General features: G+C 60.2%; 22 protein-coding genes, 2 tRNA genes and 1 riboswitch. Of the genes, 20 read left to right on the top strand and 4 right to left on the bottom strand.

Annotated features, from left to right (window positions below):
* The first annotated feature begins 91 nt into the window (after positions 1–91).
* The 5 genes from H4W29_RS02330 (at position 92) to pstB (ending at position 6324) form a co-directional block, all read left to right on the top strand.
* Entirely contained in the window at positions 92–2218 is a 2127-nt protein-coding gene (locus tag H4W29_RS02330) for a bifunctional diguanylate cyclase/phosphodiesterase (protein ID WP_192727484.1), read from the top strand.
* A gap of 348 nt (positions 2219–2566) precedes the next feature.
* On the top strand, positions 2567–3589 hold the full coding sequence (gene pstS / locus H4W29_RS02325) for a phosphate ABC transporter substrate-binding protein PstS (protein ID WP_018114587.1): 1023 nt from the start codon (positions 2567–2569) through the stop codon (positions 3587–3589).
* An 88-nt stretch (positions 3590–3677) separates the two neighbouring features.
* A complete protein-coding gene (pstC, locus tag H4W29_RS02320; RefSeq protein ID WP_192727483.1) occupies positions 3678–4655 on the top strand; it encodes a phosphate ABC transporter permease subunit PstC in 978 nt (325 codons plus the stop codon).
* Between the two features lie 2 nt (positions 4656–4657).
* A complete protein-coding gene (pstA, locus tag H4W29_RS02315; protein WP_192727482.1) occupies positions 4658–5515 on the top strand; it encodes a phosphate ABC transporter permease PstA in 858 nt (285 codons plus the stop codon).
* Complete coding sequence (gene pstB / locus H4W29_RS02310; protein WP_376776577.1) at positions 5515–6324, top strand: phosphate ABC transporter ATP-binding protein PstB; 810 nt, start codon at positions 5515–5517, stop codon at positions 6322–6324. The genes pstA and pstB overlap by 1 nt, the downstream gene beginning before the upstream one ends.
* A gap of 85 nt (positions 6325–6409) precedes the next feature.
* Here pstB and H4W29_RS02305 read toward each other — a convergent pair whose 3' ends face one another.
* Both H4W29_RS02305 and H4W29_RS02300 read right to left on the bottom strand, forming a co-directional pair.
* Positions 6410–7654, bottom strand: coding sequence for a cytochrome P450 (locus H4W29_RS02305; RefSeq protein WP_192727480.1), 1245 nt, complete (start codon positions 7652–7654; stop codon positions 6410–6412).
* A gap of 108 nt (positions 7655–7762) precedes the next feature.
* Positions 7763–9016 (bottom strand): GGDEF domain-containing protein, encoded by a 1254-nt coding sequence (locus tag H4W29_RS02300; RefSeq protein WP_192727479.1) that lies wholly within the window; start codon positions 9014–9016, stop codon positions 7763–7765.
* Between the two features lie 382 nt (positions 9017–9398).
* Between H4W29_RS02300 and clpP the strand changes: the two genes are divergently transcribed.
* The 6 genes from clpP to H4W29_RS02270 all read left to right on the top strand — a co-directional run bounded on the left by clpP (position 9399) and on the right by H4W29_RS02270 (position 18481).
* Entirely contained in the window at positions 9399–10028 is a 630-nt protein-coding gene (clpP, locus tag H4W29_RS02295; protein WP_007819825.1) for an ATP-dependent Clp endopeptidase proteolytic subunit ClpP, read from the top strand.
* A 303-nt stretch (positions 10029–10331) separates the two neighbouring features.
* Positions 10332–11609 carry an ATP-dependent Clp protease ATP-binding subunit ClpX gene (gene clpX, locus H4W29_RS02290; protein WP_192727478.1) on the top strand — a complete coding sequence of 426 codons (1278 nt, stop codon included), beginning with the start codon at positions 10332–10334 and terminating at the stop codon, positions 11607–11609.
* A gap of 403 nt (positions 11610–12012) precedes the next feature.
* Positions 12013–14433, top strand: a complete 2421-nt coding sequence (gene lon, locus H4W29_RS02285) for an endopeptidase La (protein ID WP_192727477.1) — start codon at positions 12013–12015, stop codon at positions 14431–14433.
* 208 nt (positions 14434–14641) lie between these two features.
* Positions 14642–14917: a DNA-binding protein HupB gene (hupB, locus tag H4W29_RS02280; protein ID WP_003558438.1), complete on the top strand. Its 276-nt coding sequence runs from the start codon at positions 14642–14644 to the stop codon at positions 14915–14917.
* Positions 14918–15038: 121 nt separating this feature from the next.
* Positions 15039–15191: riboswitch (FMN riboswitch) on the top strand.
* An 83-nt stretch (positions 15192–15274) separates the two neighbouring features.
* Positions 15275–16183: a DMT family transporter gene (locus H4W29_RS02275; protein WP_425566533.1), complete on the top strand. Its 909-nt coding sequence runs from the start codon at positions 15275–15277 to the stop codon at positions 16181–16183.
* Between the two features lie 96 nt (positions 16184–16279).
* Complete coding sequence (locus tag H4W29_RS02270; RefSeq protein WP_210332131.1) at positions 16280–18481, top strand: esterase-like activity of phytase family protein; 2202 nt, start codon at positions 16280–16282, stop codon at positions 18479–18481.
* A gap of 82 nt (positions 18482–18563) precedes the next feature.
* On the opposite strand, the gene H4W29_RS02265 is transcribed toward H4W29_RS02270, so the two are convergent.
* Positions 18564–19463: a LysR family transcriptional regulator gene (locus tag H4W29_RS02265; protein WP_192727475.1), complete on the bottom strand. Its 900-nt coding sequence runs from the start codon at positions 19461–19463 to the stop codon at positions 18564–18566.
* Between the two features lie 103 nt (positions 19464–19566).
* On the opposite strand from H4W29_RS02265, the gene H4W29_RS02260 reads away from it, so the two are divergent.
* Complete coding sequence (locus H4W29_RS02260) at positions 19567–20556, top strand: zinc-dependent alcohol dehydrogenase family protein (RefSeq protein WP_192727474.1); 990 nt, start codon at positions 19567–19569, stop codon at positions 20554–20556.
* A 66-nt stretch (positions 20557–20622) separates the two neighbouring features.
* Here the strand turns inward: H4W29_RS02260 and H4W29_RS02255 are convergent, their stop codons facing one another.
* Positions 20623–21609, bottom strand: a complete 987-nt coding sequence (locus H4W29_RS02255; RefSeq protein ID WP_192727473.1) for an aldo/keto reductase — start codon at positions 21607–21609, stop codon at positions 20623–20625.
* Between the two features lie 149 nt (positions 21610–21758).
* Between H4W29_RS02255 and H4W29_RS02250 the strand changes: the two genes are divergently transcribed.
* The 8 genes from H4W29_RS02250 (at position 21759) to H4W29_RS02215 (ending at position 26063) form a co-directional block, all read left to right on the top strand.
* Complete coding sequence (locus tag H4W29_RS02250) at positions 21759–22160, top strand: (R)-mandelonitrile lyase (RefSeq protein ID WP_192727472.1); 402 nt, start codon at positions 21759–21761, stop codon at positions 22158–22160.
* 337 nt (positions 22161–22497) lie between these two features.
* Positions 22498–22574, top strand: a tRNA-Asp gene (locus H4W29_RS02245).
* Between the two features lie 72 nt (positions 22575–22646).
* Positions 22647–22723 (top strand) — tRNA-Asp (locus tag H4W29_RS02240).
* Between the two features lie 248 nt (positions 22724–22971).
* The gene (locus H4W29_RS02235) at positions 22972–23337 is read left to right on the top strand and encodes an NADH-quinone oxidoreductase subunit A (RefSeq protein WP_008521906.1); all 366 of its coding nucleotides are present in this window, start codon (positions 22972–22974) and stop codon (positions 23335–23337) included.
* Entirely contained in the window at positions 23328–23912 is a 585-nt protein-coding gene (locus tag H4W29_RS02230) for a NuoB/complex I 20 kDa subunit family protein (RefSeq protein WP_037096229.1), read from the top strand. Before H4W29_RS02235 ends, H4W29_RS02230 begins: the two co-directional genes overlap by 10 nt.
* Positions 23913–23930: 18 nt before the next feature.
* The gene (locus tag H4W29_RS02225) at positions 23931–24533 is read left to right on the top strand and encodes an NADH-quinone oxidoreductase subunit C (RefSeq protein WP_192727471.1); all 603 of its coding nucleotides are present in this window, start codon (positions 23931–23933) and stop codon (positions 24531–24533) included.
* 67 nt (positions 24534–24600) lie between these two features.
* Positions 24601–25791 carry an NADH-quinone oxidoreductase subunit D gene (locus H4W29_RS02220; protein WP_192727470.1) on the top strand — a complete coding sequence of 397 codons (1191 nt, stop codon included), beginning with the start codon at positions 24601–24603 and terminating at the stop codon, positions 25789–25791.
* Positions 25791–26063 (top strand): hypothetical protein, encoded by a 273-nt coding sequence (locus tag H4W29_RS02215; RefSeq protein ID WP_192727469.1) that lies wholly within the window; start codon positions 25791–25793, stop codon positions 26061–26063. The genes H4W29_RS02220 and H4W29_RS02215 overlap by 1 nt, the downstream gene beginning before the upstream one ends.
* The last annotated feature ends 3 nt before the right edge of the window (positions 26064–26066 follow it).

Genomic DNA, 26066 nt, shown 5'->3' with positions numbered 1-26066 from the left:
ATGCTAAACCTCATCTGCAGCGCATTGCGGACATGATGTCTCCTGCCGTCACCAAAGACATGCCCTTGCAATTCATCTTTTCGGGATTGGCATGTCGTCGAATCTTGCGGGTAGACACGTTCGGACCCAAGCGTCTTCCATCATTGCGACAACCATTTTCTTCCTCGTCGTCGCCCTCGTGCTGACGGGCCTCACGGCCCATGTCGTCGCCACGATGACCCGATCTGCAAACGAGATCGATGATGCCAGGGCCACGCGCGCCGCCCGTGCGGCCATTGCAGCCTTTAGCAGTCGCTTGAGTGCGACAACCACGGACAACGCCGCATGGGATGACGCCTATAACGCGATCTCATCCGCCGCCGCCGCGGATTGGGCCTATGAGAACTGGGGAAAAACCAGCGCGGATTATCCGCTCTACGACGGCGCCGTCGTGATCGGCCCCGACCGCTCTTCGGTCGTTTCCGCGTATGCCAAAGGCAAGCCCATCCAGCCGAGCGTTTTTTTCGGTCAAGGCTTTTACCAGCAGATCAACAAAGCCGCCGAATCCAGACAGGCACCGGTGGTCAATTTCATCCGGACCGAAACGGGAATCGCGCTCATCGTGTCGCAGGCAATCCAGCCTTTCACCGTGGAAGGCGAGCTTCCGAAGCTGAGTGTGCTGAGTCTCTACAAGGATCTCACGTCGGAAGTTCTCGGCACCTTTTCGGACGAGCACGAACTCGAAGGGCTGCGTCTTGCCGCCGTGCCTGAGGCGGGCCTGCTGAACACACCGATCTCGGACATAGGAGGTGGCGTCATCGGCCACCTTGTCTGGCCCAGCAAAGCGCCCGGAACCGCCGTGTTTCACCAGGTCTATCCTTACGTTGCGGCCGCTGTCATCATCCTTCTGATGTTCCTGGGGGGCGTTCTGCTGGTAGGCGCATCCGAGGCGCGCCGCCTGCGCCAATTGGCCCAAGCGGCGATTTTCGAGGCGAACCACGATAGCCTGAGCGGCCTGTTGAACAGGCATGGGCTTCTCGCACTGCTGGAAGAGCTGGAAGACACTCATGTTGCGCCACCCCGGCTCTATCTGGTCGATCTCGATGGCTTCAAGGCAGTCAATGACGCCTGGGGGCACGCGGTAGGGGATGATCTGATCCGGATCGTCTCGAACGCCCTGATCGCCTGTCACCCTGAAGTCGTTGCGGCCGCCCGACTGGGAGGCGACGAGTTTGCGCTGGTGCAGATTGGAACCGCCGCGCGTGGGGAGATAGAAGAGACTATTCTGGCGCTGTTCACCGAACCCTTCAAAATCGAAGGGCGAACGATCGAAGTCGGCGCAAGCATCGGAGCTGCCGCACGTGACGGAGACGTACCGCCTTTGGAGCTCCTCCGCAGGGCGGATATGGCGCTCTATCGGGCCAAGGCAAACGGCAGAGGCCGGGCGATCGAATACGACCCGGAGCTGGATCGGGAACGCCAGAGGGTCGCCGAAATGGAAGCTCTGTTGAAGAGCGCCATCAGCAATGGTGCGATCGAAGCTTTTTTCCAGCCTCTCGTCTCCGCTGCGACAGGCGCTGTTACTGGTCTTGAAGCACTGGCGCGTTGGCGAACTCCAGCGGGAAACATAAGCCCTGAGATTTTCATCCCGCTCGCCGAAAGGTGCGGCCTCATCGATGCACTCGGCACTCACATGTTGAAAACATCCATCGGGCACGCCAAGAACTGGCCTGGCCTGGCATTGTCGGTGAACGTTTCGCCGGTCCAACTCTGCAACCCGGAATTCGCCGCCGAAGTGATCTCGCTTCTGCAGGAGCTCGATTTCGATCCTAAGCGCCTGACATTGGAGATCACCGAAGGCGTCCTGATGACAAACCCGGAACAGGCCCGTCGGTCGATAGATCACCTCAAACAGGTCGGTATAAAATTCGCGCTTGATGACTTTGGCTGCGGCTATGCAAGCATCGGCGCATTGCGGCAGTTCGGGTTTGATCGCATGAAGATCGACCGTTCGCTCGTGTCCGCTCTCGACCAAGCCTCGAATGGCGCCGACGTTCTGAGGGCCACGATCTCCCTGGCGACCGCTCTGCAGATTCCCGTGACAGCCGAAGGTATCGAGAATACGCGCCAGGCGGCGATCCTGCGTGAGGCCGGCTGCGACCAGCTCCAGGGCTATCTGATCGGCAAACCTATGTCGGCACTCGAAATATCCAGCAAGCTTCAAGAGCATGCCGCGTAGATTGCGGTAGCACACGCGGGCGGTCGTCAGGTCCTCGGAGCGTTTTGGCGTCTGAAAACGACATTTTCACACATTGCTGCGGCAATCGACCGCAGCCCTGCGGCAATAGGGCCACACCTCATTCGCCAAGGCATTGTCAGCGCGCGATTCATCAGGAAAGTCAGTGACTTCAGCGACTTATGCACAGCTTTGCATTTCATGTCGCCCATCACAAACTGTCATCAAACTGTAATAATGGGCGCCTAGCCGCGTTCCCGTGATGAGGAAATTCAGCGCTCTCGACAATGGACACCCCCTCCATGGCGCCGGACCTCGTCGTCCTCTAGTTCCATCAGGGAAGAGTCGCAAATGCTCACCAAGAAACTTCTTTCGGCCTGCCTCGGCGCCGGCCTGGTTGCCGCTCTGGCAGTCTCGGCCTCCGCTGCCGATATTACCGGCGCTGGCTCCACCTTCGTCTATCCGGTTCTTTCGAAATGGTCCGCAGACTACAACAAGGAAACCGGCGACAAGCTGAACTACCAGTCGATCGGTTCGGGTGGCGGTATCGCACAGATCAAGGCTGCAACGGTTGACTTCGGCGCTTCCGACGCCCCGCTCAAGCCGGAAGATCTGACGGCTGGCGGCTTCGGCCAGTTCCCGCTCGTCGTTGGCGGCATCGTTCCCGTCATCAACGTCAAGGGCATCAAATCAGGCGAACTGAAGCTCTCCGGCAAGGTTCTCGCTGACATCTACCTCGGCAACGTCACCAAGTGGAACGACAAGGCCATCGCCGATCTGAACCCGGGCCTGAAGCTGCCCGACAGCCAGATCGCCGTTGTTCACCGTTCTGACGGCTCCGGTACCTCCTTCAACTGGACGAACTTCTTCTCGAAGGTAAACCCGGACTGGAAGTCCAAGGTTGGTGAAGGCACCGCCGTCAACTGGCCTGTTGGTATCGGCGGCAAGGGCAACGAAGGCGTTGCTGCTTATGTAACCCGCGTCAAGGATTCGATCGGCTACGTCGAATACGCCTACGCTCTGCAGAACAAGCTGCCCTTCGTTCTGGTTCAGAACGCTGCCGGCCAGTATCCGAAGCCGAATGCCGAGAGCTTTTCGGCTGCCGCTGCAAGCGCAGAATGGGGCAAGGCTCAGGACTTCTACCTGATCATGACCAACGCGCCGGGCGAAAAGGCCTGGCCGATCACGGCAACCACCTGGGCGATCATGTACAAGGAGCCGAAGGACGCTGAACGCTCCAAGGCTGCTTTCTCTTTCTTCAAGTGGGCTCTCGAAAAGGGCCAGAAGGAAGCCTCCTCGCTCGACTACGTTCCGCTTCCGGATACGCTCGTGAAGCAGATCGAAGATTACTGGACGGCCTCTTTCAAGAGCTGATCCTGACGAAACTGCGGTCGGGGCGGGAAGCTTGGCTTTCCGCCCCTGATGCCTTTGACACCCCCTCAAAGCAGCAGAGCGTACGGATATGAGCGAAGCACTGGCATCGCTGCCCGCCGACACCGCGGGCGTGAAGCGCCGCGACGGCGCTGCAGGCGATCGTATTTTTTACTGGATAGTTTTGGGCTGCGGCCTGTTTGTTCTTGCCGTCCTGCTGGCAGCGGCGATCTCCATGGCCATGGGCGGGCTTCTCGCGTTCCGGACCTTCGGCTTCGGCTTCCTGACCGGCACGGAATGGGATCCGGTGGCTGAACAATTCGCCGGCCTCGTGCCGATCTACGGTACGCTTGTCACCTCGGCGCTTGCCATGATCATCGGCGTTCCCGTCAGCCTTGGCATCGCGGTTTTCATCACCGAAGTTGCGCCGCGCTCCATTCGCGGGCCGATCGGCGGCGCGGTCGAGCTTCTCGCCGGTATCCCCTCGATCATTTACGGCATGTGGGGTCTCTTCACCTTCGCGCCCTTCATGTCGGATTATATCCAGCCGGTGCTGATCGACTGGCTGGGTCCGATCCCGCTGATCGGCGCGCTGTTTTCGGGAGCTCCGCTCGGTATCGGCATGCTGACATCGGGCATCGTACTGGCGATCATGATCATCCCCTTCATTTCCTCGGTCATGCGCGACGTCTTCCTCGTCGTCCCCGCGCAGCTGAAGGAATCGGCCTATGCGCTAGGCTCGACCAAGTGGGAAGTGGTGCGCGATATCGTCATCCCGCATACCCGCACAGCCGTCGTCGGCGGTATCTTCCTGGGTCTCGGCCGCGCACTCGGCGAGACCATGGCGGTGACCTTCGTCCTCGGCAACACCCATAACATCGCGGTGTCGCTGATGGAGCCCGGCACCTCGATTGCCGCAACGCTCGCCAATGAATTTGCCGAGGCTTCGGACGACCTCTACAGGTCGTCGCTCGCAGCACTTGGTCTCATCCTCTTCGTCGTCACCTTCATCGTTCTGGCGGCCGCCAAGCTCATGCTGGTGCGCATGGCAAAGCAGAGGGGGGAATAATCATGGCTACCTATTCGGGCTCCCTTTACCGCCGCCGCCAGATCGGCAGCGCAATCGCGTTGACGCTTTGCGGTATCGCGACCGTACTCGGCCTGGTCTTTCTGGTGTGGATCCTCTGGACGACGCTGATCCACGGCCTGTCTGCGCTGAGCCCCAGCCTTCTCACGGAAATGACACCGCCGCCCGGCGAAGACGGCGGCGGTCTCGCCAACGCCTTCATGGGCAGCCTGTTGATGGTCGTGCTGGCTGTCATCATCGGCACGCCGATCGGTGTGCTCGCCGGCACCTATCTGTCGGAATTTGCCCGCGGCAAGAAGATCGGCGAGGCAATCCGCTTCGTCAACGACATCCTGCTCTCGGCGCCGTCGATCATCATTGGCCTGTTCGTCTATGAAGTGGTCGTTCGCCCGACCTCACGCTTTTCCGGCTTTGCCGGCGGCATCGCGCTCGCCTTCATCTTCCTGCCGGTCGTGGTGCGCACCACCGACGAGATGCTGCGGCTGGTTCCCGATGTCATGCGCGAGGCAGCGCTTTCGCTCGGCATCCCGCGCTGGAAGGTCACGCTCAACGTCCTCTATCGCGCCGCGTCGACAGGCATCCTTACCGGTATCCTTCTAGCGATCGCCCGCATTTCCGGCGAGACCGCGCCGCTGCTGTTCACAGCTCTGAACAACCAGTATTGGAGCCTGGATATGTCGCAGCCGATGGCAAACATTCCCGTCGTGATCTTCCAGTTCGCCATGAGCCCCTATGAGCAATGGCAGAATCTTGCGTGGGCCGGTGCCTTCGTGATGACGGCCGTCGTCCTGATCCTGAGCGTCGTATCGCGCTCCGTCCTGAACCGAAAAGGTGGGAAATGATGCTTCAGTCTGCAGACACTTTCGAGACGACCAGCAAGTCGGAAAAGCCGACGGCCAAAGACAAGATCGCCCTCGAGAAAGTCAATTTCTATTACGGCGACGCCCACGCGATCAAGGATGTGAGCCTGAGCTTTCCGGAACGCCAGGTCTCGGCTCTGATCGGCCCCTCCGGCTGTGGCAAGTCCACCCTGCTGCGCATCCTGAACCGCATCTACATGCTATATCCGAAGATGCGCGCTACCGGCTCGATCAAGCTCGACGGCAAGAACATCCTCGATCCGGGCTTCTCGATGAACGAGCTGCGCGCCCGCGTCGGCATGGTCTTCCAGAAGCCGGTGCCGTTCCCGATGTCGATCTATGACAACATCGCCTACGGCATCCGCCACCACGAGCGCCTCAACAAGGCCGACATGGATGTCCGCGTCGAGCAGGCGCTGCGTCAGGCCGCCCTCTGGGATGAGGTGAAGGACAAGCTGAAGGGGAGCGGTCTTGGCCTTTCCGGCGGCCAGCAGCAGCGTCTCTGTATTGCCCGCGGCGTGGCGCTGCGCCCGGAAGTCCTGCTTCTCGACGAGCCGACCTCGGCCCTCGACCCGATCTCGACCGCCAAGGTCGAAGAGCTGGTCGCGCAGTTGAAAGGCGAGTTCACGATCGTCATCGTCACCCACAACATGCAGCAGGCAAGCCGCATCTCCGACAATACCGCTTTCATGTATCTCGGCGAGCTGATCGAATACGGTCCGACCGCGCAGATCTTCCAGTCGCCGAAGGTCAAGCGCACGGAAGACTACATCACCGGCCGTTACGGCTGATGAGACTTTCCCTCTCGGGACAAAAAACGGCCGGCACGCGATGAGCATGCCGGCCGTTTTCGGTATAGAATATCGGAAAGATGGCTTACCAGACGAGATCCAGGCGATCGAGGCCGTGGAAGTGATAGACGTCCTTGACGACGGGCGTCTTCGCCAGTTTCAGCCCCGGCAGCCGCTTGAACAGGATCGGCAGGACGACGTTGAGCTCCAGCCGCGCCAGCGGCGCGCCGATGCAGAAATGGATACCGGCGCCGAAGGAGAGGTTGGGCGCCTCGTTGCGGTCGGGCTTGAAGGCGAGGGGATCGCTGAATTTCGCCGGATCGAGATTGGCTGCGGCCAGGATCATGCTCACCTTGTCGCCGCGCTTGAACTCTATGCCGTCGATCTCGGCGGGCTCGAGCGCCCAGCGCTGGAAGATGTGGACGGGCGCGCAGATGCGCAGTGACTCCTCGACGGTGCGCTCGGTGGCGGTTTCGTCGCGGAAAAGCTCAGCCGGATCGTAGCCGCTGTCCAGAATGATGCGCACCGAATTGCCGATCTGGTGGACCGTTGCTTCATGGCCGGCATTGAGCAGCACGATGGTCGTCGAGACGAGCTCGTCTTCCGTCAGGTACTGGCCCTTGTGTTCGGTATGGATCATATGCGTCAGCAGGTCGTCGCGCGGTTCGGCCCGGCGCTCTGCAATGACCGTCTTCACATAGTCAGAAAATTCCTGTGCCGCCCGCTCCGCAGCATCTTCGTCCGCGCGGGTGCGCCCGAACATGTACATGCGCACATAGGCATGCGACCACTTGAGGAGCTGCGGCCCCATGTCTTCGGGAATGCCGATCATACGGGCGATCATCGTCACCGGGATGACATCGGCAAAGGCCGAGAGCAGCTCGACCTCGCCCTTGTCGGCAAAGCCATCGATCAGCCTGTTGGCAAGTTCCTCCAGTTCCGGCTTCATCTTCTCGACATGGCGCGAGACGAAGGCGCGGTTGACGAGCGTGCGCAGCCGCGTGTGTTCCGGCGGCTCCAACTCCAGCAGAGAATAGCGCTCGGCGAGATCGAAGGCGGCGATATGCGGCTCGGGCTCGGGAAGGCCGAGTTCCTCGCGGCTGGCAATATGCAGGATCTGCCGGCCGAAGCGACGGTCGCGCAGCAGCCCGTTCACATGATCGTAGTTGGTTACGAACCACTGCTTCTGCTGCTCCCAATAGAAGGTGGGACAATGCGCGTGAAGCGCGGCATAAACCGCGTTCGGATTGCCATAGAAGGCCGGGTCGCTGCCGTCGAGCGACACGTGGCGGGTTGCGGGATCGATCTTGAGAAAGGGCGGTATCATCATGGGCAGAGGCTTAGCGGATTTGCGGTGCCTCGGAAAGATGGGCGCTTGGAGCTACTCCAGCAAAGGTGTGCAGCGGTTTTGCGCCCGGAATTGCGTAAAACAAATGTTCTAGCCTGCGCGGGAGAGCACGCCCATGCGGCGCAGCGCTTCCACCTGATCGTCGACCGTCGGCACGAGTTCGCCGGCATGAGAGTTGGGCTCGCCAGGCGCGGGTGCCGCCGCTTCTTCCTCGCCGAAGACGACCGTGCAGTTGCGGCCGGCAGCCTTCGCCGAATAGAGCGCCCGGTCGGCGGCCGACACCAGCCGGTCGATATTGGCCTCGATCGCCGAGGAGAGTGCGATGCCGACGCTGACCGTGGCGGGGATCAGCGCCTCGCCGGTGCTGACTGGCAGGCGGCAGAATTCGGCGCGGATCGATTCCGCCAACGCTTCCGCTTCCGTCTGGTCGCGGACGGTCACGAAGGCCGCGAATTCCTCGCCGCCCATGCGGCCGAAGATATTGTTCGGGATATACTGACGGGCAAGGCGGGCGAAAGCGGTGAGAACGGCATCGCCCGACTGATGGCCGAAGCGATCGTTGACGCGCTTGAAATGGTCGAGATCGAAGAGGATGACACCGACCTGATGCTGCTCGTCATGCGCCTTTTCCTGGATTTTATCGAAATAGCCGAGCAGGCCGCGGCGGTTCAGCACGCCGGTCAGCGTATCCGTCAGTGTCAGCACGCGCAGATGTCGTTCCGACCGTTCCATGATGAGGCGGCAGGTGAGCGCGAAGGCGATGGTGAGCAGGAAGGCGCTCGCCATGGCAGCCGCGCCGCTGAAATTCGTCGCCTGAGCATCCGAAGGCAGGATCAGCGCCATTGTGATGGCCACGCCGAAGCAGAGGAAGGCCTGCAGCACGAAGACGGCCATCAGGAAGACGCGCGTGCGCTCCCGGCGGATATCGCCGGCGGCGACCGCCATGCCGAGCGCAGTGGCGCCGGTCGCCGAAGCGAGATTGTAAAGAATGACCCGGTTGGAATAATCCTCGTTGATCCACGGCAGGAAGACGCCTGCAAGCCAGATCGCCGGCGGCAGCAGTGCCCACCATTCCATCCTCTTGCGGTCGAGCGCCAGGAAGCCGGCGACCCAGGCGCTCTGTCCGAGCAGGGCGATGGCATTGCCAATCTCGATGGAAAGCAGGTCGGGGATTTCACCGCGGACCGCAGCCAGCGCAAAGCCGATGCCGCTGAACAGGAAGCCGAGCCCCCAATAAAGGTAGGCGCCGCTCTTCTGGTTGTGGCGCCAGGCCACGAACAGAACCAGAGCCAGCGTAAGGGCTTCGGAACACCAGATGGACAGACCTGTAGTGACATTGAACACGGCGGCAACCCCTTGAGAATTGGCCGCATCCTTGCCGAAGAAGCTCGCTGTTTGATTAATGGCACAAATCTGCGGCCGGCAATTTCGTCAATATCTGCCGGTAAGCTTTCCGTCAGGTAAATACCCGTGACATCCGCAGGGCGCGGTAAGCCTTCCTTCATCCTGTCGCAGAGAAAAACTGTGAGAGCCAAAGGTCTGGCCTCGCCGTTAACAGGCGCTTGAGAGAAACGGGATAGGGAAATGCCAAAGCCATATGTCGCGCCCGCTTCTTAACGTTATCCTTATGCGTGTCTTGAAGAGGGGGGCTGGGACACTCTATGTAGGGACAAGGCATTTTTCTTTGATTCCCGGCATTCGCCGGAAAGACGTTAAAAGGACGCACATGAGAAACCCAGTCGATACCGCTATGGCACTCGTGCCGATGGTTGTGGAACAGACCAATCGCGGTGAACGCTCCTACGACATCTATTCCCGCCTGCTCAAGGAACGCATCATCTTCCTGACAGGCCCCGTCGAGGACCATATGGCGACACTCGTCTGCGCCCAGCTTCTCTTCCTCGAGGCCGAAAACCCGAAGAAGGAAATCGCGCTCTACATCAATTCGCCTGGTGGCGTCGTTACCGCCGGCATGGCCATCTACGATACGATGCAGTTCATCAAGCCGGCCGTTTCGACGCTTTGCATCGGTCAGGCTGCTTCCATGGGCTCGCTGCTTCTGGCTGCCGGCCACAAGGACATGCGTTTCGCCACGCCGAACTCCCGCATCATGGTTCACCAGCCTTCGGGCGGTTTCCAGGGCCAGGCATCGGACATCGAGCGTCACGCCCGCGACATCCTGAAGATGAAGCGCCGCCTCAACGAGGTCTATGTGAAGCACACGGGCCGTACCTACGAGGAAGTCGAAAAGACCCTTGATCGCGATCATTTCATGGATGCGGACGAGGCTCAGACCTGGGGCGTGATCGACAAGGTTCTGACTTCGCGCATCGAAATGGAAGGCGATCAGGCCTAGTAATTAATAGGGATGGTATTTTCGCCGCCACAGTTCTATCCCATTTGTGATTGAACAAGGGGTTTCATCTGGCGGCGGAGACGCTAATAGTAGCTATTAATGCTATGTTGAATTTTTATGACATAGCATTCGGCATTCGAAGGGGAATTCGTTGCCGCCGGTACCCGGACATGTTGATTGGGCCCGGTTCGTACCCCCTGAAGCCCTTGTCGGCAGGAACTCCGGGTAGGGAGTCTGCCAGGGAGCTGATTGAGTGGACCGTGATTTCGCGTTCGAAATGCGGCGTGCTGGAAGGAAAGTGATATGAGCAAGGTCAGCGGCAGCAACGGCGGCGACAGTAAGAACACCCTCTATTGTTCTTTCTGCGGAAAGAGCCAGCATGAAGTCCGGAAGCTTATTGCCGGACCGACCGTGTTCATCTGCGATGAATGCGTCGAATTGTGCATGGACATCATCCGCGAGGAGAACAAGTCCTCGATGGTCAAGTCCCGTGACGGCGTCCCCACGCCCCAGGACATCATCAAGGTCCTCGACGAATATGTCATCGGCCAGCGCCAGGCGAAGAAGATCCTGTCGGTTGCTGTACACAACCACTACAAGCGTCTCGCGCACGCCTCCAAGAACGGCGATGTCGAACTGGCGAAGTCGAACATCATGCTGGTCGGCCCGACGGGCTGCGGCAAGACCTATCTTGCCCAGACGCTCGCCCGCATCATCGACGTTCCCTTCACGATGGCTGATGCGACCACGCTGACGGAAGCCGGCTATGTCGGTGAAGACGTCGAAAACATCATCCTGAAGCTTCTGCAGGCTGCCGACTACAATGTCGAGCGCGCCCAGCGCGGCATCGTCTACATCGACGAAGTCGACAAGATCTCCCGCAAGTCCGACAACCCGTCCATCACCCGCGACGTGTCGGGCGAGGGCGTGCAGCAGGCGCTTCTGAAGATCATGGAAGGCACGGTTGCCTCTGTACCGCCGCAGGGCGGCCGCAAGCATCCGCAGCAGGAATTCCTGCAGGTCGACACGACGAACATCCTGTTCATCTGCGGCGGCGCCTTTGCAGGCCTCGACAAGATCATCTCCGCCCGCGGCGAGAAGACCTCGATCGGCTTCGGCGCGTCCGTCAAGGCGCCGGACGACCGCCGCGTCGGCGAAGTGCTGCGCGAACTGGAGCCGGAAGATCTGGTCAAGTTCGGCCTCATCCCGGAATTCATCGGGCGTCTGCCGGTTCTGGCGACGCTGGAAGACCTTGATGAGGATGCGCTGATCCAGATCCTGTCCGAGCCGAAGAATGCGCTGATCAAGCAGTATCAGCGCCTGTTCGAGATGGAAGACGTGGAACTGTCCTTCCACGAGGATGCGCTGCGCGAAATCGCCCGCAAGGCGATCATCCGCAAGACCGGTGCCCGCGGCCTGCGTTCGATCATGGAGAAGATCCTGCTCGACACGATGTTCGAACTGCCGGCGCTGGAAGGCGTTCGTGAAGTCGTCATCTCCGAAGAGGTCGCACGCGGTTCGGCCCGTCCGCTGTATATCTACGCCGACCGCCAGGACGAGAAGGCAAATGTTTCGGCCTGAAGCTTGAGCTGAGAACCGTTATTTTAAGGGGCTTGCCTTGTGCAGGCCCCTTTCTATTTGAAAACAGGTGCCGGGCGCTGATAATAGTTGCGGGCAAGGTTGAAAACAGCCTTCACCGATATTGCGCAAAGGATGACCCTTGGCAATGATGCTGTGATTCCGTAGCGTGTTGCTGGCGTTGTTATTTTAGGCGGTTCGGAAATGGTAAGCGTCGCTCCAGATAGGCGCTTCATTGTGTTGGCGTTCCATGTAATAAAGCTGTCACAACCGTGGAACGCGGGCGTTAACGTGGCTTGAAAAGCGTAGTCAGAACCTCCACTTGTAACAGCAAGTGAGAGTGCCGGCCGGTTCCCAAGCGGCCGCGCCAAAGAGCCCGGTAACGGGACGATGGAAAGGAATAAAAATGACGAAGAAAACGTCTGTAGCGAGCACCAGCACCGCCTATCCTGTTCTCCCCCTGCGCGACATCGTGGTATTCCCCCATATGATCGTCCCGCTGTTCGTTGGGCGGGAAAAGTCGATCCGTGCGCTCGAAGAGGTCATGGGTTCCGACAAGCAGATCATGCTGGTCACCCAGATCAACGCTAGCGACGATGACCCGGACCCGTCTGCGATCCATCGCGTCGGTACGGTCGCAAATGTGCTGCAGCTCCTGAAGCTGCCTGACGGTACCGTAAAGGTTCTGGTCGAAGGCCGTGCCCGCGCCGAGATCGATACTTACACGAGCCGCGAGGATTTCTACGAAGCCCTCGGCCATGTGCTCGAGGAGCCGCATGACGATCCGGTCGAGTTGGAAGCTTTGTCGCGTTCCGTCGTGTCGGAATTCGAGAGCTACGTGAAGCTCAACAAGAAGATTTCGCCCGAGGTTGTCGGTGCGGCCAGCCAGATCGACGACTATTCCAAGCTCGCCGATACGGTCGCCTCGCACCTGTCGATCAAGATTACCGAAAAGCAGGAGATGCTGGAGACCACCAGCGTCAAGGCCCGCCTCGAAAAGGCACTCGGCTTCATGGAAGGCGAGATCTCGGTCCTGCAGGTAGAAAAGCGCATCCGCTCGCGCGTCAAGCGCCAGATGGAGAAGACCCAGCGCGAATACTACCTGAATGAACAGATGAAGGCGATCCAGAAGGAACTCGGCGACGGCGAAGAAGGCCGCGACGAGATGAGCGAACTGGAAGAGCGCATCGCCAAGACCAAGCTGTCAAAGGAAGCCCGTGAAAAGGCTGACGCGGAGCTGAAGAAGCTGCGCCAGATGAGCCCGATGTCGGCTGAAGCCACCGTCGTGCGCAACTATCTGGACTGGCTGCTCGGTATCCCGTGGGGCAAGAAGTCGAAGATCAAGGCCGATCTCAACAATGCCGAGAAGATCCTCGAAGCCGATCACTTCGGTCTCGAAAAGGTCAAGGAGCGCATCGTCGAGTATCTGGCGGTCCAAGCTCGCGCCACCAAGATCAAGGGTCCCATCCTGTGCCTCGTCGGCCCTCCGGGCGTCGGCAAGACCTCGCTCGCCCAGTCGATCGCCAAGGCAACCGGCCGTGAATATGTCCGTATGGCTCTCGGCGGCGTCCGTGACGAAGCCGAAATCCGTGGCCACCGCCGCACCTATATCGGTTCGATGCCCGGCAAGGTCATCCAGTCGATGAAGAAGGCGAAGAAGTCCAACCCGCTCTTCCTGCTCGATGAAATCGACAAGCTCGGCCAGGACTATCGCGGCGATCCGTCTTCGGCTCTGCTGGAAGTGCTCGACCCTGCTCAGAACTCGACCTTCATGGACCACTACCTGGAAGTCGAATACGACCTGTCGGACGTGATGTTCATCACGACGGCGAATACGCTGAACATCCCGGCTCCGCTGATGGACCGCATGGAAATCATCCGTATCGCCGGCTACACCGAAGACGAAAAGCGCGAGATCGCCAAGCGGCACCTGCTGCCGAAGGCTATCAAGGAACATGCGCTACAGCCGAGTGAATTCTCGGTCAGCGACGATGCTCTGATGGCGATCAGCCAGCAGTATACCCGCGAAGCCGGTGTCCGTAACTTCGAACGCGAACTGATGAAACTCGCCCGCAAGGCGGTCACCGAGATCATCAAGGGCAAGACGAAGTCGGTTCACGTAACGGCAGCGAACATCGACGATTATCTGGGCGTTCCACGCTTCCGCCACGGCGAAGCGGAACGTGAAGATCAGGTCGGCGTGGTGACAGGCCTTGCCTGGACGGAAGTCGGCGGCGAGCTGCTGACGATCGAAGGCGTCATGATGCCCGGCAAGGGCCGCATGACCGTCACCGGCAACCTGAAGGAAGTGATGAAGGAATCGATCTCGGCAGCGGCCTCCTATGTCCGCTCGCGTGCCGTCGATTTCGGCATCGAGCCGCCGCGCTTCGACAAGAGCGACATCCACGTGCATGTGCCGGAAGGCGCAACGCCGAAGGATGGTCCCTCGGCCGGTGTCGCCATGGCAACCGCGATCGTCTCGATCATGACCGGCATTCCGGTCAACAAGGATGTGGCAATGACGGGTGAAATCACCCTGCGCGGCCGTGTCCTGCCGATCGGTGGCCTGAAGGAAAAGCTGCTTGCTGCACTGCGCGGCGGCATCAAGAAGGTGCTGATTCCGGAAGAAAATGCCAAGGATCTGGCAGAGATTCCTGACAACGTGAAGAACAACATGGAGATCATTCCGGTCTCCCGTATGGGCGAAGTGATCAAGCATGCACTGGTCCGTCGTCCCGAGCCGATCGAGTGGGATGGCACGGTTGAAACGCCCGTCATCGCGACCGTTGAAGGGCTCGATGATGCAGGTGTAGCCATCGCTCATTGAGCTTTGGCGGCCACATTTATGCCCAATTGTTGCAAATCGTGAAAAAGGCCGGCGGAAACGCCGGCCTTTTTTTGTGAAAACGTCATGTAGACGCTTGCTTTTCCTTGATTTGCAGGGCTTTTGGGTTCTCGGCGGGCCTGATGAAAGCGATTTCTGCGCCTAGCTTCCAGATTGAGTTGTTTCAAACCATTTAGAAAGGGGTGGAAACATGAACAAGAATGAACTCGTGTCCGCAGTAGCCGAAAAGGCTGGACTGACGAAGTCTGACGCAGCATCTGCCGTCGACGCAGTTTTTGATGTTGTGCAGGCTGAGCTGAAGAACAAGGGCGACATCCGTCTCGCCGGCTTCGGCAGCTTCACGGTTTCTCATCGCGCTGCCACGAAGGGCCGCAACCCGTCGACCGGCGCCGAAGTCGACATTCCGGCACGCAATGTGCCGAAGTTCACGCCCGGCAAGGGCCTGAAGGACGCCGTCAACGGCTGATACGAGATTGTCCGCCGGCTGTAAACGAGAACGGCCGCGCAGGATTTTGAGGGGGTTCGGCATCGCCGGACCCCTTTTTGTTTTCGCCGCTTGCGGCATGCAGCGCTTTGTCTTACGACGGTGATGTTCTCAGGGCGGGGTGAAAGTCCCCACCGGCGGTAAGGGCTGCGGCCTGAGCCCGCGAGCGCCTTCTCAAGCTTTGGCTTGGGAAGGGTCAGCAGATCCGGTGTGATTCCGGAGCCGACGGTTAAAGTCCGGATGAAAGAGAATGAGCATGGCCGTGCGCGGGCAGGGATCTGTTGGCGTCTGCGTGTCGTCGCCTCATGCGTCCTGATTTATGTTTGGTCCCTATTCCGGATGGAAGACATGAATCAGAATTCCCTTGCAGTCTGGCATTCCCGCGCCTTTGCCGGTGCAGCCTTCATGGTGCTTGGAGGCGTCGTCTTCTCGCTCCTCAATGTCGTCACCCAGTGGCTCACGATGACGCTTGCCTTCCCGGCGACGTCCGCAGCGTTCTGGCAATATGGCTTCGCCTTCCTCTTTTCCTTGCCTTTCCTGCGCAAGGCCGGGCTCTCGGCGATGCGCACCGGCTATCCCTGGCGGCATGTCGTGCGTGTCGTCTTTGCCGCGCTCGGCGTCGAGGCCTGGGTTTCCGGCCTTGCCTCGGTGCCGATCTGGCAGGCGATCGCGCTCGTCATGACCTCGCCCTTCTTCATCATTCTCGGCGCGCGCCTGTTCCTCGGTGAGCGTGTCGGACCTGCTCGCTGGACAGCGACGGGTGTCGGCTTTGCCGGCGCGATGATCATCCTCCAGCCGTGGTCGGACAGCTTCACCTGGGCGGCACTTTTGCCTGTTATCTCGGCCCCGCTTTGGGGTGCCTCTTCGCTCATCACCAAGAGCCTGACCGGCATCGAGAAGCCGGAGACTATTACCGTCTGGCTGCTGGTGCTGCTGACGCCGATCAATGGCGGCCTGGCGCTCGCGGCGGGCTTTGCAGTGCCGGCGGGCGCAACGCTTGCGCTCTTCCTTCTGGCGGGGCTCCTGACGGTCGTGGCGCAATATTTGCTGACGCTCGCCTATGCGAGCGCCGATGCCGCCTATGTGCAGCCCTTCGATGACCTGAAACTGCCGTTGAACGTGCTCGCCGGCTGGCTTTTCTTCGGCTATGCACCGGCTGGTTATCTGTGGCTCGGCGCTACGCTTATCCTCGCCGCGTCGCTCTTCATCATGCGCAGCGAGATGCGCCGCGAACAGCAGGTGGCCTGACGCAAACCGTACAAAATGTCGCAGGCTGTCATGTGTCTGTCATGGCAGTCCCGCAAAAAACCTCTGCTCGATTTTTTCGACATTGGGGGATTTTCAATGACATTGTCTGCGCGCAAGGCGGCGCTCGCTGCCGCGCTTTTTGCATCCGTTGCCTTCCCGGCAGCGGCCGAGCCGGTTTTCAACCGCATCGCCTCTTTCCCGGTTGCGACCAACCTGCCGGCTGACAAGGACAAGCTTTCGGCCACTTCGGCCGAGATCATCACCGCCTCGCAGGATGGCAACACGCTGATCTACAGCGACAGCCCGCTCGGCGCGATCGGCTTCATCGACATCACCGATGCCAAGGCACCCAAGGCCGGCGGCGCGCTGATGATGGACGGTGAGCCGACCTCGGTCACGACAGCAGCCGGCAAGGCGCTCGTCGCCGTCAACACCGGCGAAAGCAAGCAGAAGCCGTCCGGCCGTCTGGCGATCGTCGATATCGCTTCGAAGAAGATCGACGCGACCTGCGATCTCGGCGGCCAGCCCGATTCGATCGCCCTCAACAAGGACAGGACGCTCGGCACCATCGCGATCGAAAACGAACGCGATGAAGAAGTTGACGACGGCAAGATCCCGCAGATGCCGGCAGGCGACCTCGTCGTCTTCCAGGTCAAGACCGACGGAACCGTCGATTGCGGCACGATCAAGCACGTCGCCCTGACCGGCCTTGCTGGCGTTGCCCCTGAAGATCCGGAGCCGGAATTCGTGGCGTTCAACAGCCAGAACGAAATCGCCCTGACCCTGCAGGAAAACAACGAGATCATCATTCTCGACGGCGCGACCGGCACGGTGAAGACGCACTTCTCCGCGGGCAGCGTCGACCTCACCGGTATCGATGCCAAGCGCGACGGCGCCCTGAAGTTCACGGGCGAGAAGAAGGGCGTTAAGCGCGAGCCCGACGCCGTGAAGTGGCTGGACGACAACCGTCTCGTCGTCGCCAACGAAGGCGATTATGAGGGCGGCTCGCGCGGCTTCACTATCTTCGACAAGAGCGGCAAGGTCCTCTTCGAATCCGGCAGCTCCTTCGAGCGTGCTGTCGCCGCTCTCGGCCACTATCCGGAAAGCCGCTCTTCGTCGAAGGGCGTCGAGCCGGAAGGTCTCGAAGCGGCCAAGTTTGGCAACGACAACCTGTTCTTCCTGCTCGCCGAGCGCGCTTCGGTCGTCGGCGTCTACAAGGATACGGGCGCCGATCCGGAACTGCTGCAGGTCCTGCCGTCGGGTATTTCTCCGGAAGGCGCGATCGCCATTCCGCAGCGTAACCTGCTTGCGACCGCCAACGAACTCGACCTCGGCAAAGACGGCGGTGCGCGTTCGCACGTGATGATCTACGAGCGTGGCGAAGGCGAAAAGGCCTATCCGCACATTGTCTCCGCCGACAAGGACGGCAACCCGATCGGCTTTGCAGCTCTTTCGGGTCTTACCGCCGTTCCGGGTAAGCCGGGCATGCTCTTCGCCGTGAGCGACAGTGTCCTCGGCTCGCAGCCGACGATTTACACGATCGACGCCACCAAGAAGCCGGCCGTCATCACCGACGCGCTGGTCGTCAAGCGTGACGGCGCTCCGGCCCAGAAGCTTGACATCGAAGGCATCGCTGTTGCCGCCGACGGCTCCTTCTGGCTGGCTTCGGAAGGTTATACCGAGCGCCTGGTGCCGCATGCGCTCTATAACGTCACAGCCAAGGGCGACATCAAGGCCGAGATCGCCCTGCCGAAGGAACTGCTTGCCAACGAAATCCGCTACGGTTTCGAAGGTGTGACGATCATCGGTACCGGCGACGATACAACGCTGTGGATGGCCGTGCAGCGCGAGTGGAACGATGACGAGAAGGGTTTTGTGAAGCTCGTCTCCTATAACCCGAAGAAGAAGGAATGGGGCGGCGTACGCTACCCGCTCGACAAGAGCGAGAGCGGCTGGGTCGGTCTTTCCGAAATCACTGCTCAGGGCGACAGCGTCTATATCATCGAGCGCGACAACCTCGTCGGCGATGCGGCCAAGCTGAAGAAGCTCTACAAGGTCGCAATCTCCGACCTGAAGCCCGGCAAGCTCGGCGGCGAACTGCCTGTCGTCAAGAAGACGGAAGCCCATGATTTCATCGGCGACCTGAAGTCGGCCACCAACGGCTATGTCCTCGACAAGCTGGAAGGCTTCGCCTTCGACGCATCGGGCAAGGCCTACGCCGTGACCGACAATGACGGTGTGAGCGACTCCTCGGGCGAAACCCTGTTCTTCCCGGTCAACCTGACCGCCACGAATTGAGTTGGCATTCCCGCGAAATGGAAAGGCCGGGTTTTTGCCCGGCCTTTTTCTTTGGCTCGATCACGCTGACGGCCCGACTAACCTAAACCATAAATTTGGGCAGCGCGGCCGCCAATGCGTCGACGGCAAGACGGATCCTGAGCGGCAGGTGCGGTGTCTGCAGCCATAGCGCATGGCAGTCATAGAGAAACTCCGGCTGACCCGGCAGCAACACCTCGAGCGCTCCAGCCTGCACGCGGTCGCGAATGAGCCAGTAGGGCAGCCAGGCAAGCCCCATGCCGGCCGTTGCCGCATCTGCAATCGCATCGAGATCATCGAGTCGCAATCGGCTGTTCGGCCGAACTTCCACCGGAGGCTGGTCGCCATGCGGGAAGAGCCATGGGCTGAAGCGGGCAGAGCGCGCGTAGATGATCGCATTGTGCCTGCCGATATCTTCGATCTGCTCCGGTCTACCATGCGCATCGAGATAGCTCGCTGACGCGCAGACCACCATGCGCTGGCGCGCGACGCGTCGCGCGATAATGCCTGACCTGTCCGCCAGTTCGCCGGTACGGATCGCGAGATCGTAACCGTCATCGGCGAGATCGGTAATGGGATCGCTGAGCGACAGATCGAGTTCGACGTTCGGATATCGCTTTGCAAGCTCGAGCAGAACCGGAAGCACGCAATGCCGCCCAAAATGCACGGGCATGGTGACCCGCAGCTTTCCGCATGGTTCGGAAAGATGATCGATCGCGAGTGCATCCGCGGCCTCCGTCTCGGCAAGGATCATCCGGCAGCGCTCATAATAGGCGCGTCCGAAATCCGTCAGGCTCTGGCGCCGCGTCGTCCGGGTGATAAGGCTGACCCCCAATCGCTCCTCAAGAAAGCGGATGTGCTTGCCGACCATTGGCCCGGATAGGTCGAGTGCTGCCGCCGCTGCCGCAAACGAGCCCAGGTCCACGGCCTTCACGAAGACGGTCATGCTGGTGAGACGATCCATATTGCAAACTCATGGTTTCTTCTGTCTTGCCTTTGGGCCAATTTATCTTCCTCGTCCCAATTGTCATAGCTCATTCGGTTCAATTGTTTTGGAGTTGATGGGAATGGCACGCATAGTCCGCTTTCACGAATTCGGTGGTGCTGAAGTTTTGCGCATTGAGGATATGGATATTCCTGCGCCCAGGCCGGGGCAGGTTCAGATCCGCGTCAAGGCTCTTGGGATCAATCGGGCGGAGGCTCTGCTACGATCCGGCACCTATATCGAAACCGCGCCGCTGCCGTCGGGTCTCGGTCTTGAGGCGGCAGGCATCATCGAGGCGGTAGGCCAAGGCGTAAACGGCTTTGCGCCCGGCGACGCTGTCAGCATCATCCCGCCGATCTCAATGGTGCGCTCGCCGGCTTATGGTGAACTGGTCACCTTTCCCGCCGGATCTATTGTCAGGCATCCGCCTGCCCTTTCCTGGGAGGAAGCCGCCGCTGTCTGGATGCCATATCTGACTGCCTACGGCGCCCTTATCGATATCGCTCGACTTTCAAAAGGGGAGTTTGTCGCGATCACCGCTGCATCGAGCAGTGTGGGTCTCGCTGCAATCCAGATCGCCAACGGGATCGGCGCCACACCGATTGCGATCACGAGAACGTCTTCGAAGCGCCAGGCATTGTATGAGGCCGGTGCTGCGCATGTCATCGCATCGCAGGAGGAAGACTTGGAACCACGACTAAAGGAAATCACGGGGCACGGGGGCGTTCGTGTCGTCCTCGACGCGGTAGCCGGATCTATCTTCGAACCGCTGACGGCGGCGATGTCGTCAGGCGGCATTCTCATCGAATACGGTGGATTAAGCCCGCAGCCAACACCGTTTCCTTTGCCTGCCGTGCTCGGCAGATGCCTGATGCTCCGTGGCTATCTCGTCCATGAGATCATCCGCGATCCGGCGCGGCTGCAAGCCGCAAAGACCTTTATTTTCGAAGGGCTGGCCTCCGGCACGCTGAAGCCTGTCATATCAAGGACATTCCCCTTCGAGCAGATCGTCGAGGCGCACCGCTTCCTGGAATCGAACGAGCAGTTCGGCAAGATTGTCGTGACGGTCTGATCTGGTCCTTCTTATGATGATAAAGCCCGGCCAACTGACCAGCCGGGCTTGAATGGCAGTCAGGGCTTACCAGCGCTGATGCACATGCGGCGCGATCAGACGCTCATAGATCTCGCGAGTGGCGGCCATGACGTCGGCAGGGAGCGGCGCAAGATCGGCGGCGGCTGCATTCGCCTTGGCCTGTTCGGCATTGCGTGCACCGGGAATGACGACAGTGACGGCATCCGCCATCAGGATCCACCGCAATGCAAAAGCGGCCATGCTGGCATCAGCCGGAACGAGCTTGCGCACTTCCTCGACCGCCTGCAGACCGACCTCGAAGGGCACGCCTGCGAAGGTCTCGCCAACATCGAAGGCTTCGCCATGGCGATTGAAGTTGCGGTGGTCGTCGCTTGCGAACTTCGTGTCGCGGCTGATCTTGCCGGAGAGCAGGCCGCTGGCAAGCGGCACGCGCGCGATGATTGCCACATTCTTGCGGCGGGCCTCAGCGAAGAACAGATGGTCGGGACGCTGGCGGAAGATGTTGTAGATGATCTGGATGCTGACGACGCCGGGATATTCGATCGCCTTCAGCGCTTCCTCGACCTTCTCGACGCTGACGCCGTAGCCCTTGATCTTGCCGGCCTTCTGCAACTCGTCCAGAGCCGCGAAGACCTCGGGGCGATAGAGCACCTCCGTCGGCGGGCAGTGAAGCTGCACGAGATCGAGGCTGTCCACCTGCAGGTTTTTCAGGCTGCGGTCGATGAAGCCTTCCAGATTGGCCTTGGTGTAGCCGTCGGCGACATGCGGGTTCAGACGGCGGCCGGCCTTGGTCGCGACCATCGGGCGTTCGCCGCCGCGTGCCTTCAGCACATCGGCGATGATCTTTTCGGAGCGGCCGTCGCCATAGACGTCGGCGGTATCGATGAAGGTCATGCCGGCATCGAGCGCGGCATTCAAGGCAGCACGGCCATCCGCTTCGCTGACATCGCCCCAGGAGCCGCCGATCTGCCAGGCACCGAAGCCGACATCGGTGACGGTAAAGGGGAGGCGGCCAAAAGCATGATGTTTCATGGAAATCCTCTGTTCGTGATGAAAGGCCTTCGCAGTAGCAGGCGCCAGGTAGAGCGGCAATCGACGATGGAGCTTGGATCGCCTGCTGCGATCAAATATCCTTGTCCACGACGGCTTCAACCGCAGATGACGGAAGAACAGGAAAGATCATGGATATCAAGACTGCAGGCTCGCGCCCCTCCACGAAGGGCCAGGCCGATTATTTCACCGGCTCCGTCCGTCTCGATCCGCTCGTCGAGGCGCCGGAGCCGGCGCGCGTGCGGGGCGCTCACGTGACCTTCGAGCCGGGCGCGCGCACCGCCTGGCATACGCATCCCTTGGGCCAGACGCTGATCGTTACGTCAGGCAGCGGCCTCGCTCAGGCATGGGGCGGGGAAATCAGGGAAATCCGCCCGGGTGATGTCGTGTGGTTCCCACCGGGCGAGAAGCACTGGCATGGAGCAAGCCCCGAGACCGCCATGAGCCATATCGCCATTCAGGAAGCATTGAACGGCAGCGTCGCGGACTGGCTGGAGCAGGTCAGCGACGAACAATATGCCGGCAGGGCCTGAGGCGGCTGCAAGGAACTTCAGGCTCTGAGGGGGCGCATGCGATTCGAGCTTCCATTGGGAAGCTCTGTTGCGGGCAGGGGCGTTTCAGACATCCCCGCGACATCCGTGAGGGGCTGCTTGTGGAAAACCTGACGCAACGGATACGAGGTCCGCAGATAAAGCAGAATCGCCGATTTGCCGGGGGGATCGAGAAAGCCTTCCGAAACAATTTCAGGACTGTCATGGTTTTGTCTCCAAACCTGCTTGACACTAAAAGGCGAACCCCTTAGTTAGCCGCTCATCCCAACGGCCAGCCCGTTTGGAGAAGGTGCCCAGGCACCGGATTGCTTGAAAGAATGCGGGTGTAGCTCAGTCGGTTAGAGTGCCGGCCTGTCACGCCGGAGGTCGCGGGTTCGAGCCCCGTCACTCGCGCCATTTCAAGCAGGCGTCAAATTGACGCTATCCGTCCGGTTTCGTGGTATCCTCACGGCCCGAAAGGTCCGATGCGCGGGTGTAGCTCAGTCGGTTAGAGTGCCGGCCTGTCACGCCGGAGGTCGCGGGTTCGAGCCCCGTCACTCGCGCCACTTATCTCCAAAAAGCCATGCAGTTTCTGAGGGTCAGCCATGCGGCCTTCCACGACATTTGCGGATTTGTCGCGACATCGTTGCATCTGCTTGATAATGTCCGTCTCACGCTGTTCGAATAGCTTCTGTAAAAGTCTTGCGCCGGGGCTCCGGCTGCGCTAACCACGGCTTGTTGCAACGCACGTTCGCTTGCCGGGCATTTGCCCAGTTGCGCCGCCCGGCGCCGCCCGCAAGCAGGGATGAACATGATGACTGAACTGCTCAGTTCCTATATTCCGATCGCTATTTTCATCGGCATCGCGCTCGTTATCGGCCTGGCGCTTCTCATTGCGCCGTTTGCCGTTGCCTTCAAGGCGCCCGATTCGGAAAAGCTCTCGGCTTACGAATGCGGCTTCAATGCATTCGACGACGCCCGTATGAAGTTCGATATCCGCTTCTACCTCGTGTCGATTCTCTTCATCATCTTCGACCTCGAAGTCGCCTTCCTGTTTCCGTGGGCCGTTTCCTTCGGCGCCATCGGCTGGTTCGGCTTCTGGTCCATGATGGTCTTCCTTCTGGTGCTGACCATCGGCTTTATCTATGAATGGAAGAAGGGAGCCCTGGAATGGGAGTAGCCCCCGCTAGCAATCAGACGCTCGTAGCGCAGCAGCCGAAGGGGATCATCGATCCCTCCACCGGCAAGCCGATCGGCAGCAACGACGCGTTCTTCGGCGAGATCAACAACGAGCTCGCCGACAAGGGTTTCCTCGTCACCTCGACCGATGAGCTGATCAACTGGGCCCGTACCGGCTCGCTGATGTGGATGACCTTCGGTCTTGCCTGCTGCGCCGTCGAAATGATGCAGCTCTCCATGCCGCGTTACGACGTCGAGCGTTTCGGCTTCGCGCCGCGCGCCTCGCCGCGCCAGTCCGACGTCATGATCGTCGCCGGAACGCTGACCAACAAGATGGCGCCTGCGCTTCGCAAGGTCTACGACCAGATGCCTGAGCCGCGTTACGTCATCTCGATGGGTTCCTGCGCCAATGGCGGCGGCTACTACCACTATTCCTATTCGGTCGTCCGTGGTTGCGACCGCGTTGTGCCGATCGACATCTACGTGCCGGGCTGTCCCCCCACAGCCGAAGCGCTGCTTTACGGCGTGCTTCTGCTGCAGAAGAAGATCCGCCGCACCGGCACGATCGAACGCTAAGGGCAAGGACTGGACATTATGAGCGAAGCCCTCATTGAGCTTTCGTCGTACCTTTCGGAGGCGCGCGGCAATCTGATTGCTGCCTCGCAGCTCAAATATGACGAGCTGACGCTGACGACGACTGGCGATAACCTGATTCCGCTGCTGACCTTCCTGCGCGACGACGCCAAATGCGGCTTCGTCAACCTGACGGATATTTGCGGCGTCGACTGGCCGCAGCGCGAGCTGCGCTTCGATGTCGTCTATCATATTCTGTCTCCGAAGCAGAACCTGCGCATCCGGGTGAAGGTGGCGACCGACGAGGATACGCCGGTTCCGTCCGCCTGCGCCGTTTATCCGGGCGCTGACTGGTTCGAGCGCGAGACCTGGGACATGTACGGCGTTCTCTTCACCGGCCACCCGGACCTGCGCCGGATCCTGACCGACTACGGTTTCGAAGGTCATCCGCTGCGCAAGGACTTCCCGACGACCGGTTTCGTCGAGGTTCGCTACGACGATGCGGCAAAGCGCGTCGTTTACGAACCTGTCGAACTGAAGCAGGAATTCCGCAATTTCGATTTCTTGTCCCCTTGGGAAGGCACGGAATATGTGCTGCCGGGCGACGAAAAGGCGAAGCAGTAAGTTTAAGGCGTGTGGCGGGCCGAAAGCCCGCCGTTCACTGACTACCTGAAAAAGCGAGCCCATCGCCATGACCGAACATAACGTCCGTAACTTCAACATCAATTTCGGGCCGCAGCATCCGGCAGCGCACGGCGTTCTGCGTCTTGTGCTTGAGCTTGACGGCGAAATCGTGGAGCGCGTCGATCCGCATATCGGCCTGCTGCACCGCGGTACCGAAAAGCTGATCGAGACCAAGACCTATCTGCAGGCCGTTCCTTACTTCGACCGCCTCGACTACGTGGCGCCGATGAACCAGGAACACGCCTATGCGCTGGCGGTCGAAAAGCTGCTCGGCATCGAGATCCCGATTCGCGGCCAGTTGATCCGCGTCCTCTACTCGGAAATCGGCCGTATTCTGTCGCATCTGCTGAACGTTACGACGCAGGCCATGGACGTCGGAGCGCTGACGCCGCCGCTCTGGGGCTTCGAAGAGCGCGAAAAGCTGATGGTCTTCTATGAGCGCGCCAGCGGCTCCCGCATGCATGCCGCTTACTTCCGTCCGGGCGGCGTTCACCAGGATCTGCCGGAACAGCTCGTCCAGGATATCGGCAAGTGGTGCGACGAATTTCCTGGCAAGCTCGACGATATCGACGATCTTCTGACCGGCAACCGCATTTTCAAGCAGCGTAACGTCGATATCGGCGTCGTCTCGCTGGAAGATTGCTGGGCCTGGGGCTTCTCGGGCGTCATGGTGCGCGGTTCGGGCGCTGCCTGGGACCTGCGCCGCGCGCAGCCCTATGAATGCTATTCGGATCTTGAGTTCGACATTCCGATCGGCAAGAACGGCGATAACTATGATCGTTACCTGATCCGCATGATCGAGATGCGCGAATCCGTGAAGATCATGAAGCAGTGCGTGAACCGCCTGCTCGGTGATGCGAAGACGGGACCGTTCTCCTCGATCGACGGCAAGGTCGTTCCGCCGAAGCGCGGCGAGATGAAGCGTTCGATGGAAGCGCTGATCCACCACTTCAAACTCTATACCGAAGGCTATCACGTTCCGGCCGGTGAAGTTTATGCCGCCGTCGAAGCGCCGAAGGGCGAATTCGGCGTCTACCTCGTCTCCGACGGCACCAATAAGCCCTATCGCTGCAAGATCCGTGCTCCGGGTTATGCGCATCTGCAGGCGATGGATTTCATGTGTCGTGGCCACCAGCTTGCCGACGTCGCGGCTGTTCTCGGCTCGCTCGACATCGTGTTCGGCGAGGTGGACCGGTAATGCAGGCTCTGTCGCTTGCAGCAGCACTCCTTCTTTCGGCTTCCGCTGCCTTTGCGCAGGAAGCTGGAAAGCTCGGCACGCCGCTGGGCCACGAGGAAGCGCAGCCGGCGGCAGAGCAATCGTCCATGGGCGACCTTTTGTCCAAGGGCTATCAAATCAAGGCCGCCGTGCCGAATGGCGGCAAGTTCGTGGTATTTATGCAAAAAGACCAGTCGGCCTATGCCTGTGAAATGCAGTCTTTGACTGCTTCGCGGTGTGGAACGCTAAACTGACAA

Origin of the sequence: Rhizobium viscosum (genome assembly GCF_014873945.1) — a bacterium.
In the GTDB taxonomy this organism is placed as follows: domain Bacteria; phylum Pseudomonadota; class Alphaproteobacteria; order Rhizobiales; family Rhizobiaceae; genus Rhizobium; species Rhizobium viscosum.
The sequence above is the reverse complement of the archived record's forward strand: the minus strand, read 5'-3'. Positions and strand labels throughout refer to the sequence as shown.